At 43.0% G+C, this 13,496-nt stretch carries 10 protein-coding genes; all 10 read right to left on the bottom strand.

The window, feature by feature from the left end:
- Positions 1-10: 10 nt before the first annotated feature.
- Positions 11-1,534: a histidine ammonia-lyase gene (hutH, locus tag LF817_RS01135; RefSeq protein WP_253933916.1), complete on the bottom strand. Its 1,524-nt coding sequence runs from the start codon at positions 1,532-1,534 to the stop codon at positions 11-13.
- 93 nt (positions 1,535-1,627) lie between these two features.
- Positions 1,628-2,068 (bottom strand): histidine utilization transcription antiterminator HutP, encoded by a 441-nt coding sequence (gene hutP / locus LF817_RS01130; RefSeq protein WP_253933915.1) that lies wholly within the window; start codon positions 2,066-2,068, stop codon positions 1,628-1,630.
- A gap of 205 nt (positions 2,069-2,273) precedes the next feature.
- Complete coding sequence (locus tag LF817_RS01125; RefSeq protein WP_253933914.1) at positions 2,274-3,272, bottom strand: agmatinase family protein; 999 nt, start codon at positions 3,270-3,272, stop codon at positions 2,274-2,276.
- Positions 3,269-4,531, bottom strand: coding sequence for an imidazolonepropionase (gene hutI / locus LF817_RS01120; RefSeq protein WP_253933913.1), 1,263 nt, complete (start codon positions 4,529-4,531; stop codon positions 3,269-3,271). The genes LF817_RS01125 and hutI overlap by 4 nt, the downstream gene beginning before the upstream one ends.
- Positions 4,528-6,201, bottom strand: coding sequence for a urocanate hydratase (gene hutU, locus LF817_RS01115; RefSeq protein ID WP_253933912.1), 1,674 nt, complete (start codon positions 6,199-6,201; stop codon positions 4,528-4,530). The genes hutI and hutU overlap by 4 nt, the downstream gene beginning before the upstream one ends.
- Positions 6,202-6,439: 238 nt before the next feature.
- Complete coding sequence (locus LF817_RS01110; RefSeq protein WP_253933911.1) at positions 6,440-7,030, bottom strand: class I SAM-dependent methyltransferase; 591 nt, start codon at positions 7,028-7,030, stop codon at positions 6,440-6,442.
- Between the two features lie 239 nt (positions 7,031-7,269).
- Positions 7,270-8,667 (bottom strand): glycosyltransferase family protein, encoded by a 1,398-nt coding sequence (locus LF817_RS01105; RefSeq protein WP_253933910.1) that lies wholly within the window; start codon positions 8,665-8,667, stop codon positions 7,270-7,272.
- A gap of 31 nt (positions 8,668-8,698) precedes the next feature.
- On the bottom strand, positions 8,699-10,147 hold the full coding sequence (locus LF817_RS01100) for a CDP-glycerol glycerophosphotransferase family protein (protein ID WP_253933909.1): 1,449 nt from the start codon (positions 10,145-10,147) through the stop codon (positions 8,699-8,701).
- 1,400 nt (positions 10,148-11,547) lie between these two features.
- Entirely contained in the window at positions 11,548-12,732 is a 1,185-nt protein-coding gene (locus LF817_RS01095) for a LysM peptidoglycan-binding domain-containing protein (RefSeq protein ID WP_253933908.1), read from the bottom strand.
- Positions 12,733-13,125: 393 nt separating this feature from the next.
- Positions 13,126-13,479 (bottom strand): hydroxyisourate hydrolase, encoded by a 354-nt coding sequence (gene uraH / locus LF817_RS01090; RefSeq protein WP_253933907.1) that lies wholly within the window; start codon positions 13,477-13,479, stop codon positions 13,126-13,128.
- Positions 13,480-13,496: the final 17 nt, after the last annotated feature.

Below are 13,496 nucleotides of genomic sequence, written 5' to 3'. Positions count from 1 at the left end.
AGGGTATCAACTATTTGTTAGGAATAATCGTATGTTTCGAAATTGACCAGTCGAATTGATCGCTTCTCAGCCATTTCGATAGCGCTTCAATATCTCTAGCAAACACACGGTCTTCTGTAATGCTCGGTACAACTTCTCTCCCTTTTTCAAAAAGTTCCTGCACGGAAGTTGAGGCTGAGTTTACCCCTCTATACTCGAGCGCCTGCATCGCACAAATCAACTCAATGGAGGAGACGTTTTGGGCGTTAAGGATGATTTGATAAGCATGGCGCGCTCCAATCGTCCCCATACTCACGTGGTCCTCTTGACTGGCAGATGAAGGAATCGAATCAACACTTGCCGGGTGAGCGAGCGTTTTATTTTCTGAAACGAGAGATGCTGCGGCATACTGCAGAATCATCGCTCCGGATTGCAGTCCAGGATTCGGACTTAAGAACCCGGGCAGATTATTAAGCTGCGGATTGACGAGCCGTTCAATTCTTCGTTCAGATATGCTGGCCATTTCTGCTGCAGCAATTTTCAAAAAGTCCATCGCCAGAGCAATCGGCTGACCGTGGAAATTACCACCTGATACGATCAGGGTTCCATCCTCTAAAATCAAAGGGTTATCGGTAGCCGCATTCATTTCAATCTCCAGCTTTTCCTTTACATAAGCAAGACTCTGCCTTGATGCGCCATGAACCTGAGGGATACACCTTAAGGAATACGCGTCCTGTACCCTTTTGTCTCCTTGATGCGTAAGGAGTTTGCTGTCATGTGTGATAAGACGTACCCGTTCCGCCACTTCCATCTGTTCTTTATATCCGCGCGCTTCATGGATAGCAGGGTGAAACGCATCGATAATTCCTTCTAAAGCCTCCAGCGTCATGGATGCAATCCAGTCACTTTGGTGGAATAATCGTTCAGCTTCAATAAAATTGATGACCCCGACCGCCGTCATCGCCTGCGTGCCGTTGATCAAGGCGAGCCCTTCTTTAGCTTTTAAAGTGAGTGGCTGGTAACCATACTTGTGGTACACCTCTGAAGTCTTCTTTATTTTTCCTTCAACATGCACTTCACCTTCTCCAACAAGGACGAGAGCTAGATGAGACAGGGGAGCCAGATCTCCTGAAGCCCCGAGGGAGCCTTGACTTGGAACTACTGGAATTATATGATCGTTGGCTAAGTCACATAATCGCTCCACTACACAAGGCCGGACGCCTGAGTATCCTTTCAGCAGGGCATTGAGTCGTAAAATGACCATGGCCCTACTCACTTTTTCCGAAAAAGGCTCCCCGACTCCGCACGCATGCGAGCGAATTAAATGGAGCTGCAAGTCATCTACATCATCATCACGGATTCGCACATCACTGAATTTACCAAAACCGGTATTGAGTCCATATACCGTCTTGCCGCTTGTAACCACTCGCTCGACGGCGACCCTGCTTTTCTTTACTTTTTCCATACTGACCGGATCGATTGTAATCTTTTCACCTTTGTATAAGATTCTCTTCATTTTGCTCAGCGTTAAATCCGATCCGTTTAATTGAATCATAGCCATTCTCCTCTCAAAGAACAAAAAAAGAGACGACAATGGCATACGTAATACCATTGCCGCCTCCTCATAACTTATGACTATAGGCAGCCATTATCCTATATGGTTGATACCAAGCCCGAACGTTTCGTGTTCAAGTCCCTTGACCGGCGCACCGATCGTCCCATAAAAAGCGACGGCGAGCCATTCTCCTTCATCAAATTTCTCATAAGGCGAACCACGGACGACCGCAAAGCGTAAACCGACCGTCCTCATCATATCTCCAGCAGCCATCTGCCCCCGCATCACGCCTTCTAACGCTTCTAGAATCGCATGATACAACGCATGAGTTTCGCGGTACAGTTCATCTGATATAATATGATTTCTTTTGGCTGCGGTTTCTACGGCAGAAATCACTTTTTGCATATTCATTGAACCAGATTGGCCCTGACAGTAGTCGACGTCCTTTAATCGTTCCGTGAAAGGCTCCAACTCTTCAGGAGTCAAAGCTGCAACGAGCATCGCTAACTTTCCTATTGGAATCTTCTGAGTCATAGTCTTCACCTATTTCACTGTATCTAATTAAATTGTAAACGTTTTCTATACAAAGTTCAATTTCACTTGGAGAAGTTCAGGCTTCTGCCTAGTTACAGCATAAAAGACACAGTATCAATAATTTTACTTCTAAATTATATTCAGCCGCCGAAAAAAGCTGTACTTAAACTTTTGTCTAATCCATTAATTCCATCATATTTCCATACTATACTTTATTCTGTCTTAAGCAATATCCCGTCAAAAATGACAGCATGACATGAACGGCGCTCTTGATGCCAAACTCCCCGATATCTTTGCGAGGATCAAGGCAGACGATGTCCATAGCTTTCACTTTGGGATGAGCCCCTGCTATTTGGACTAATTCAAACAATTCATGAGTGAACATTCCGCCCGGCGTGGCAGCAGGAGCCCCCGGATTGTGAGTGATATCAAGAACATCCATATCCACTGTAAGATAGATGGTGTCGACTTCTCGCCCCAGCTGCTCCAGGGCACTACGAATTACGGTTCCGATCCCTTCACTCCTGGCCTGCTTCATCGTTGTATAATGCACCCCTTTTGCATCAGCATAGTCTTTGAGTGCTTTTGCGTTAAAAAATCCATGCAAACCAATCGTATGGACGTGTTCCCCTTTCACGATCCCACTCTCTAAAAGACTGCGGACCGGTGTACCGTTTGCTGGTCCTATGTCCGTGAGATCGCGTAAATCAAAGTGGGTATCCAGTTGCAGCAGTCCAATCGTTTCTTCCATATGCACCTGTTTCCAACCTTCGATCAGCTTAGCTGTGATCGAATGATCGCCGCCTAGTGAAATCGGAAGTGTATGAGGGTGATAGGTCCTTACCGCAGCCATAGCTTCTCTAATCTGCTTCTGCGTCCATTGTATATCTGTGACATGCTGACGCACATTGCCAAGATCAAGGACTTTTAATGCAGCCAAATCAATATCCTCGTCAAGATTATACGTCCCGAATGATTTCCAGGCCTGACGCATGGCCTCCGGGTTTTCACTGGCCGCCGATGTACTGATAGACGATTTGGAAAGCGGTGCTCCTAAAATCGTTACATCGTACTCTTCCCAATGGATCGGTCCTTCCCCTATATATTCAACCCATTCGTGCACTTTAAGGTCACGTAATTGATCGGTTGGCTTCGTCCATATTCTTTCTGGGCGTTCAAGCATAGGATATGGATAGTTTGTCATTGCAGCCGCCCTCCTATTACGACAGGTTTGCCAGATTTTATGACCGTATCCACATGATTCATGCCGTATTGATAAGATAGCGTCAAATAATTAGGCACGTTAAAAATTGTCACGTCCGCTTTCTTTCCACGCTCCAGACTGCCTGCCTCTCTGCCGCAGCCAATAGCATGTGCGGCATTGATTGTAGTTGCCGTCAGTACCTCTTCAGGAGTCATGCCCATTTTTAAACAGCCTAAATTCATCATGAAGGGCAAAGAAATAGTCGGTGAAGATCCGGGATTCGCATCAGTCGATAACGCTATCGGAATACCTGCTTCGATCATTTTCCGAGCTTCAGCGAATTCAGCCATAAGGAAAAAAGCAGTGCCTGGCAGCAAAACTCCGACTACTCCAGACTCAGCAAGAGCCTTGATTCCCTTATCAGATGCTTTTAACAGGTGATCTGCTGAAACGGCTCCAACCGAAGCGGCTAATTCCGCTCCCTCATAAGGTTCGATTTCATCAGCGTGAATCTTCGGCATTAAGCCATGCTGCTTCCCTGCCTCAAGTATCCTGCGTGACTGCTCAGGAGTGAACACACCACGTTCACAAAATACATCGTTAAAAGTGGCAAGCTTTCTCTTCGCTACTTCCGGAATCATTTCATGAATCACACGCTCAACAAAAGGCTCTGGATCATCTTTTTCAGCCATTGGGATGGCATGTGCACCCATAAACGTTGAAATCAGATCAACCGGATGATTTCGATGCAGCTGGTGCGCGACTTCCAGCTGTTTGATTTCATGTTCCAGAGTCAGTCCATATCCGCTTTTTGCTTCGACTGTCGTAACACCATGCAGCAAAAATTGATCGAGCCGCTTTTTCGACTGCTCATATAACATTTCGCGGCTGGCTTTCTGAGTGGCACGCGTTGTTGCATGGATCCCTCCCCCCGACTCCATAATCTCCATATATGTCTTACCATTCAGCCGCATGGCATACTCGTTCTCTCTCGTCCCCGCGTGGACAAGATGTGTATGAGGATCGATCAACCCGGGGGTTACCACTTTACCAGATGCATCAATTCGCTGATTCGACGAATAATTAGATGAAATCTCATCTGTAGGACCGACCGCAGCAATTTTTCCATCTTCTATATAGACCGCACCATTTTCGATGATATCAAGCTCAGCCATTTCCCCTTGAATAGCTGGACGGTCACTATGCCCTTTCATCGTGATCACTTGCGCGGCATTCATTATGAGCAGCTTGTCTGTCATTCGGACTCCTCCTTAAGCATCGGGATTTGGATTCCTTGTTTACGAGCTGTCTGTTCAGCGATAGCATAGCCTGCGTCCACGTGACGTATAACGCCCATTCCTGGGTCTGTAGTCAATACACGTTCCAGCCGCTGTGCTGCCCCTTTTGTGCCGTCAGCTACAATCACCATTCCCGCATGCAGAGAGTAGCCCATCCCGACACCGCCTCCATGATGAACACTGACCCAGCTTGCTCCACCCACGCTGTTGATCATAGCGTTCAAGATCGGCCAGTCGGCAACAGCGTCACTGCCATCTTTCATCGATTCTGTTTCTCTATTTGGAGAAGCGACAGATCCGGAATCTAAATGGTCACGGCCGATAACGATAGGTGCGCTCAGTTCTCCGCTTGCCACCATGTCGTTAATGATTTTCCCGAATCTCGCACGCTCACCATATCCTAACCAGCAAATACGAGCAGGTAACCCTTGGAAACTGATTTTCTCACGAGCCATCCGAATCCAGTTGCACAAGTGTTCGTTATCACTAAACTCACGTAAAATCACTTCATCGGTCTTATAAATATCTTCAGGATCACCAGATAACGCGACCCAGCGGAACGGTCCTTTTCCTTCGCAAAACTGCGGCCGGATGTAAGCGGGGACAAAGCCTGGGAAGTCAAACGCCGCTTCAATCCCTTCATCCTTTGCGACCTGTCGGATGTTGTTTCCATAATCGAACGTTACTGCACCTTTCTTTTGCATATCAAGCATAGCCTGGACGTGAACAGCTATGCTTCGTTTGGAACGTTGAATATAAGTTTTAGGCTCTGTTTTACGCAGTTGTTCAGCTTCTTTTAAATTCATGTCAACCGGAACGTATCCATGAAGGGGGTCATGAGCTGAGGTTTGGTCTGTCAGTACGTCAGGGATAAACTCATTTGACAGCATCTTCGGCAGCAGTTCAGCCGCATTTCCGAGCAGCCCTATTGATAGCGCTTTCTTTCCATCGCGGGCTTCTTCTGCTAACTTAATGGCTTCATCCATATTATCAGTAGAAACATCTAAGTATTTCGTATCTATTCGACGCTGAATCCGTTGCGGATCAATTTCAACAGCGATGCACACCCCGCCGTTCAACGTTACAGCCAACGGTTGCGCGCCACCCATACCACCTAGTCCGGACGTCAGCGTGATCGTTCCTTTTAAGCTTCCGTTAAAATGTTGTTTTGCACATTCGGCAAAGGTTTCATATGTTCCTTGAACAATCCCCTGACTGCCGATATAAATCCAGCTTCCAGCCGTCATTTGCCCATACATCATCAGACCTTTCTGATCAAGCTCATGAAAATGGTCCCAATCCGCCCAGGCTGGCACCAGGTTGGAGTTGGCGATCAAAACTTTAGGAGCATCTTCATGCGAACGGAACACAGCGACTGGTTTGCCAGATTGAATAAGTAAGGTTTCATCATTTTCAAGGTTTGTAAGAGACTCCACGATCGCTTCGTAACAGTCCCAGTTTCGCGCCGCCTTGCCGATTCCTCCATAAACAACGAGTTCATCAGGGTTCTCAGCAACATCAGGATGAAGATTATTATTCAACATCCTTAAAGCCGCTTCCTGAATCCATCCTTTGGTATGCAATTTCGTCCCTTTGAACTGCTTTACTTTTTTGGATTGATCTTTATCCATCAAACCTGCCCCTCTCTTCATTCATTTCTCTGCCCTTACGTCAAAAAGGGTACATGACCTACTATATGGGCAATCAAAAGACCTCATGTGTTCCAGTCCGGCATCATACTCTTTCTTCTATAAGCTCATAGTAGCACAAAAAGTATATACACTACCCACTATTTTTTTACATTAATAACGGCAAAAAGACCAGCGGGAACAAAAGAACCCACCGGATATTTTCCAGCGGGCATTTCAGCTACTTCCCTTTCTTTTTGAACACTCGGAGCGTGTAATGTTCCAACCCGCCCTCTTCACAGCTCTTTTCCTCAACTTGCCGGAATCCGTATTTCTCAAAAATCTCCTTATAGTTCCTCGGGAAAAAACGCCAGTTGGCAGCCGTTTCCGCTTCAATAGTGATCAAATACTCTCCTGATATTCTTGCGATTTCTTCAAGAATCCAGTCACTGTCCGGGTGAATATGTTCCAATACAGCCATTGAGAAGACTAAATCAAAACCATCAGTCGGGAGTTTTTTAATAACATTTTCTACTGGCGAATGAATGATATTCGCTTTTTTCGCAAGTTGAGGATATGTTTTTTTCATTGCTTTTACTGCTTGCTCACTGATTTCAATCCCCGTCACGTCTTTATATCCGTGACTGAAAAGGTGATTAAGATTACGCCCTACATTACAACCGACTTCAAGAACTTTTCCTTTCTTGGCAACGTACTTCTTCACATGTTTCGTTAAAAATTCACTTCGTTCCACTCTTTGCGCATATAAGTCAGGTGTGCTCGATTTCACCCAATAATCATGTATTTCTTTTAGCTTTTTTCGCTCTGTCATTCCCTTATCTCCTCTTTTATACAATGTATAATAGTATATGTAACAATAGGGAAAGCGTATTGGTTTATGACACAGGGCAGCTGCCCTCATTAAAGGTGATTACACCGATTTGCTAGTTAAGCGTTGTTGGTTTTCATAAGAGTTAATTGAAAGACTTCAACTCTTTCTATAAAAATCAGTACATGGGTACATAAAAAACTCCTGTCGCAGCAGTAAAAAGCTGTTAAAGGAGTTTTTTATTATGCCTTCAAAGACTGAATTAATGCTTTCAACTGGTGGATTGATGTCGCTGTTTGAGCGAAATACTTCGATGCCAGGAACTCGGTCTTCTTCCTTTCCCACGTCTGTTTATCGAAATCGGCTTCTAAAGCAGCCGTTACACTTTTGACTAATGTACCGGCATCCTGAAAGATATAGTCATTCAACTGCTCATAATAATTTGTTGAGCTCGGTACTAAGCTTCTCAACTTCCAAATGAATACAGGTTTATCAGCCAGCATGGCTTCTAATACAATCGTGGATTCGTAGCTTATGACAGCATCTACACAGTGAAGCAAGTTGTATAAATGCATGTCATCAGCGAAGCTTACATCTGGGAACTCTTTTTGTAGCAAGACCGTTTTTTCCGAGTCTCTTTGTTTACCATTCCGCTGCTTTACTATGAGGTTGCATGTACCTTTCATCTGTTGAATGATTGCCTTTGGAATTTCCGTCTCTTCATGGTGAATGACGAGAAGCACCGTTTTTTTAGACGGGTCTAATTTAAAATGGGTTTGGAAAGCTTTCTTATCCATTACGTTCATTTTAAATATTTCATCAAACCTCGGGTGTCCCATGCTCTTCAGGGAAGTTAAAGGTACTCCTTTGTTAGAATACCACTCCACATCATAACTTCCGTAGACAGCAAGATAGTCAGCAACTTTCGGAAGGTACCCGAATTCAAGCATTGGAATTCCGTGCTGCAGGCAGATGGTCGGGACTCCTTTTAACGAAGCGGCAAGCGCCATACTTCTTGTATCACTGCTATTCGTCGTTCCTAATACGAGACAGGAAACGGATGTTTTTTCAAAAAAATGGACAGCAGCAGAGATCTGATGCATGATGCCTGGAATGATCTTAACGAGTCTGTTCCTGAACTTCTTATCGCCGTATATAGGATGGAAATTCACTTTATTCAAACATTCAATAGCTTTCGTCTGGAATTCACTTATCGTTTTTTTGTTAACTTTTGAGTATGAAATAAATGGGGCGGCAGGGATGGCATGTGGTGGTTTAGGATTTTTCGATCTTTGCCGCAAAATCATTGTTTCTGAGGGCAGAAAATGCTCCTTCAACATCAATTCAGGAATTCTCAGTGAGGTGTCATATAATACGACTTTTCCTTTAGATTGGCTTACTTTTTTCCTATATGAATTCAGCCGCTGCTCAAAGTGAGACTGAATGTCCCTCTCTTTTTTTATGCTGGTCTTTATCGATTTAGACAAAGCCTTATCACTCAATTTGTTGATGGCATTCTCGTGTATAAGCACATAATAAGGACTCACCAGCGGAATAGAGATTCCTAGATAGGTAAGCGGTGCAAACAAATCAATAAAATCACAATAAGAAGACCAGTAATTGCGTTCAAAATCATTCATTACGTATTCCCCCCCTTTCTTTGTCATTCATTTAAAGATCTGAGGACAATCTATCAATTAAATTCTTCAACCTCTCCCCAGACAGTTCGGCTATTGGATAAGCCTGCTCAAGAAACTCTACCCTTCTCTCTTTAGCCAGTTTTTTCATCTCTTTGTCATTAAAATATCTATGGATCAAGTCAGCGTACCTCACCGGATCTGTTTCCACTAACTCCCCTAAACTGTCATAGTAACCCGTGTAATTAGGAAAAGGAGTAGATAAAATGAAGACAGGTTTATCAGCTATCATAGCCTCCAATGCTACTGTGGATAAATAAGTTACCACTAAATCACTGTGTCGTATCAGATCATACAATTGAAAATGTTGAGATGAGGAAAGGAAAGGATACTTTGAGGTCAGCGGGTGAGGGGTCAATTGAGGATAATCTCTCACGATGATATTGTAATCTTCATTATTTCCAAGGGAGTTAATAAACGCTTCCCATTTCTTTATCTGTTGATTATCTCGCACAACCATAAGAATCAATTTCTTCCCACGTTTTAAACCTAACTTGCGTTCCATCCGCTTCCTTGAAATAGATGGTTGAAGATGAATCGTATCGAATCGAGGGTGGCCGATCACCTCAACCGATTGCTCGTGTACGCCTAAACGCTTAAACCATTCGGCTTCAAAATTTCCATAAACAGCTTCTACATCTGCAATCTGAGGAATGAACCCTATTTCATTACCGATGATTCCATGCTGCATGCATATTGTAGGAATACCTACTTCTGCCGCAACCATCGCAATCGTTCTGCTTTGATAATAATGGGTGGAAGAAAACACGATACAAGAAACAGGATTCTTGTTAAAAAACCTGCTGGCTTCCTCTATTCGATGGACAATTCCTTCAATTTGTTTATTAAAGATCTGCTTAAATGTTTTATCATTGAACATCGGATGACCTTTGAATGATGATATGATCTCAGCTGCCTTTGTCTGTAAAATATGGATATTGGAACTCACATTCGCCCTATAGTCATGTAAGTAATGACAAGGAAGACCTTCTATCGGGATTCCTTTGACTATTTTGTTCTTTTTATTCTTAGTATAAAGATCATGAAGAACAATCGTGTCTGAAGGCTTAAAATGCTGATCAATGATTTCTTTCGGGAAACGCAGCAATTTAGCGGCGTCATATAGAACAACCTTTCCCTCTGGACTGACAGCTTTTGGAGCTAATTTACTTTTGCTTTTATTCACGTGATATCGTTTATAAGCATTAAAAAGCTGCTGGAATGATTGTTTATCTTTTATTTCATAACGTAAAGACTTCAGAAAATTTTCTGATGATATACGACCATACACTTTCTGATTATCTGTGATCAGACTGCGGAAGTGACACAAGTAAGGAATTGAAAAACCTTTATATTTTAAAATCTTGAACGTTTCTAAAAACTCGTAGTACAAAGACCAAATGTTTCGCTCTACCGTATTCATTCTTGACCTCCCTATATTTTAATAGGATTCATTTGCTTTTCCTCAAAGAACCATATACCTATTTATATTCCTTTCAATTAGCTTTGTTTAGCAATTCACCTAGTTTTTTCATAAATTAAGGGGGCGTCTCGAATATACTTTTTCTATAAAATTATAGTCTCTGCCCTTTGTCTCATTGCCATATATTGATAACCATTCGAAAAGAATAAAATCCATTTCCATATACTTCTCATCGACATCATTCAATAGAGACAATAAAAAGGCTTGGATATTAAATTCCAACCCTTTTTCTGGTTAACTTATCTAGTTAAACTAAAGCTCCCTTATGTTGAAGACTCAGTTTCGAGATGTTTGGACTGTTTCCGTTATGTTTAACAGAGGCAAGAGCTCCGGGAAATCCCTCCCTTTCCGTGGGAGCGCAGTGAGCCTCCTCGATCTTCGCTCTCCGGGCTCTCACCAAGCACTCTCTTCCCACAGGAGTCTCGTAATTTCCCGGAGCTCTTTGCGATGAGTAGGGGGTACGGAAACACCGATTTCAGGATGTCAGATGCTGTGCTACAGTTATGATCAAAACTTGATATTGAGCGGTTTATCCCTATAAACAACCGATCACCAAAAAACGAACATGGATAAAGAAGACGCACCTTCTTGCAAAAAGGGTTCATTTCTAGCTTACTTTCACGGAAATGAAAAGCCTATTGGATAGTTGGTTTCTCTAATACAACCGGTTGAATGAATCTGCAAACGTTGGTACAAGAGAGTTTCTGCTTCTCATTTCTTAGTTCCGTCCCGTAATAGAAGTTAGGGGTTTTAGGATACTGGACTGAGCATGCGAAGATAAAAATAATTCAAAGAACGGTATAAGAGGGTCTCGTTCATCTCCTATCGATTGGTGTGGTTGGGGAGCTGCGAGACACCCGTGGGAGAAGGATGTAGGCGAGATCCCACAGGGCTTGCAAGACCGAGGAAGCTCGCCACTTCCCCCACAGGAAAGCGAGTAGCTTCCCAACCACACCAGACTCTCATTACAGCCACGAACCCAGGTTATCTCGAAACCAAGTCTTCCATTATCCTGCCAGTTAGCTTAAGAACAAACCTTAACAGATTTTACAATTACCTACTTGTTCTATAAATACCAATATAGATACTAGCACGTTCCCCACTGCTTTTATCATTAGGTTATTAGAGTTGCGACTATGCTAATGCCAGTGACCATACACAACAATCGTTGATATACTTAAAGAAAACAGCAGACCAAATCATATGCAATTTGGTCTGCTCATGAGTATGTTATTTCGTATGTTTCTAAAACAGCCTCTTTTTGTGTTTATGAGGTTTTAATATTTCTTTGATACGTTGTTCCTTTCACGTTTTTTGTATTTTCAAGATGTTCAGTCAACCTAAGAAATAGACAACTTCATGCCTGGACGTATGAAGCTAGGATTTGTAATGTTGTTGGCAGATGCGATTTTCTGCACAGTCGTTCCGAATCTCAGAGCAATGCTGTACAGAGTATCTCCTGTTTTTACTGTATACGTTTGAGAAGATGGCTCAGAGGTCGATCCATTTGGAATCGTAAGCACCTGTCCAACCTGAATTAATGCTGAGTTTCTAATTTGATTCACGGAAGTAATCTCAGACAGGGTCGTATTAAATTTACGTGCAATGCTATACAGTGTATCCCCTGATTTCACCGTATAGCCTGCTGGGGTGTTCGACGGTGCGGTTGATTTCCCTGGTATTTTCAGTACTTGTCCGACACGAAGAAAATTCACATTATCCAACCGATTCTCTGACGCGATTTTACTTACCGAAGTGTTGTACTTAAGAGATAGACTGTAAAGTGTGTCTCCGGCTTTTACCGTATGAGTACCAGTGGAAGATAGTTCCCCGTCATTCAATAAGTCGGAGACGGTAACAAATTGATACCCTTGATTTTTCAGATTACTAATGATTCCAGGCAATGCACCAGGTGTACCAGATGCACCTGCCCCGGTATGCATCAGTACAATCGACCCAGGTACAATATTGTCCAGCACCCTGTTTCGAACATCGGCTGCTGAATTTCCTTTCCAATCAATCGTATCAATGTTCCAATGAATAGTTTGCTTATACCCGGCATTGCCGACGGCCGAGAGTACAGAGGAATTGACAGCACCAAAAGGAGCGCGAAAAAGTGGTTTCGTCGAACGCCCTGTCGTTTGCTTTATAATGTCTTCCGTACGATCAAGCTCGTTCTTGATTTGAGAAGCCGTAAGCTTAGTGAAGTCTGGGTGGCTGTAGGAGTGATTTCCAATTTCGTGTCCTTTTGACACGATGTTTTTGATTTTTTGAGGATGATGGTTTGTACCTGACCCAGTAAGGAAAAAAGTAGCTTTCACATTGTTTGAAGATAGTGTTTGGAGAATGTTTTCGACATTTGTTCCATCTGCCCCGTCATCGAAGGTTAAAGCAACGACTTTGCTTGAAGTTTTTCCTTTTGTAACAAACTGAGAGCTGGCTCCTTCTACTTGCGGAGAGAAAGGCAGGGTGAAGGTAATCAATAGAACGAGGGGGACACTTAAACGCAGTAATTTCACATTCATCTCACTCACCTCTTTTTTAGTTATGCTGAGGGGACCAGCATATGTATGGTGGAGTGGATAATATTCAGAAAATTCTTTCACTTATAAGTTCATTATACTTCTTTTTTAGGAAATGAAAACAAAAACATTGAAATTTCGACCAGATATAACCTTTTTTCTGTATATTGTTAGGAATTATAACTTCTGTAATAAAGTTTTCACGAGTTTTTTGTCATAAACTGAGAGCTGGAAGGTTTGCAGTATCGTCCGTGTGATGCAAATTCGAGTGCTGTCCTATATTTGCTCAGGCTTAGTTTCATATATTAGCAGGTTTAACAAAAAACAGCAGATGAGGGATTCATACAGGACAGTAACCTGTATGAATCCCTCATCTGTTTAAAAGGTTCGTTTTATTCAGCTGCCCCGATACACATGATACCCCCACGGTGACACTAATAAAGGTACGTGATAGTGGGAGTCCGGCTCACTTATGCCGAAACGGACAGGTACAGTCTGTAAGAAATTCGGCTCCTCAAGCTCTACCCCTTTCCTCTTAAAATAACTACCGATATGAAACACGATTTCATACTCTCCTTGTTGAATTTCTAATTCAGTTAATAAAGGAGCATCCAGGCGGCCGTCGAGATTGGTCGTGTCGGTTTTGATATGTTCTTTATTCTTTCCTTTAATAGTATATAAGTCTATCTCTACATGGTCCGCAGGGGTCCCGTGAGTCAAATCAAGTACATGAGTAGTTAATCCTGCCATATTGATCCCTCGCTATA

It is taken from the genome of Halobacillus sp. A1 (assembly GCF_024189295.1).
GTDB lineage: Bacteria > Bacillota > Bacilli > Bacillales > Halobacillaceae > Halobacillus_A.
Note: the sequence above shows the minus strand (reverse complement) of the source record. Positions and strands in the feature narration are given on the sequence as shown.

What these genes read in the sequence shown, in the direction of transcription:
- LF817_RS01100 (WP_253933909.1), bottom strand. Translation starts at nt 10,147, where the DNA reads ATGAATACGGTAGAGCGAAACATTTGGTCTTTGTACTACGAGTTTTTA.
- LF817_RS01110 (WP_253933911.1), bottom strand. Translation starts at nt 7,030, where the DNA reads ATGACAGAGCGAAAAAAGCTAAAAGAAATACATGATTATTGGGTGAAA.
- hutP (WP_253933915.1), bottom strand. Translation starts at nt 2,068, where the DNA reads ATGACTCAGAAGATTCCAATAGGAAAGTTAGCGATGCTCGTTGCAGCT.
- hutU (WP_253933912.1), bottom strand. Translation starts at nt 6,201, where the DNA reads ATGGATAAAGATCAATCCAAAAAAGTAAAGCAGTTCAAAGGGACGAAA.
- hutI (WP_253933913.1), bottom strand. Translation starts at nt 4,531, where the DNA reads ATGACAGACAAGCTGCTCATAATGAATGCCGCGCAAGTGATCACGATG.
- LF817_RS01125 (WP_253933914.1), bottom strand. Translation starts at nt 3,272, where the DNA reads ATGACAAACTATCCATATCCTATGCTTGAACGCCCAGAAAGAATATGG.
- uraH (WP_253933907.1), bottom strand. Translation starts at nt 13,479, where the DNA reads ATGGCAGGATTAACTACTCATGTACTTGATTTGACTCACGGGACCCCT.
- hutH (WP_253933916.1), bottom strand. Translation starts at nt 1,534, where the DNA reads ATGATTCAATTAAACGGATCGGATTTAACGCTGAGCAAAATGAAGAGA.
- LF817_RS01105 (WP_253933910.1), bottom strand. Translation starts at nt 8,667, where the DNA reads ATGAATGATTTTGAACGCAATTACTGGTCTTCTTATTGTGATTTTATT.
- LF817_RS01095 (WP_253933908.1), bottom strand. Translation starts at nt 12,732, where the DNA reads ATGAATGTGAAATTACTGCGTTTAAGTGTCCCCCTCGTTCTATTGATT.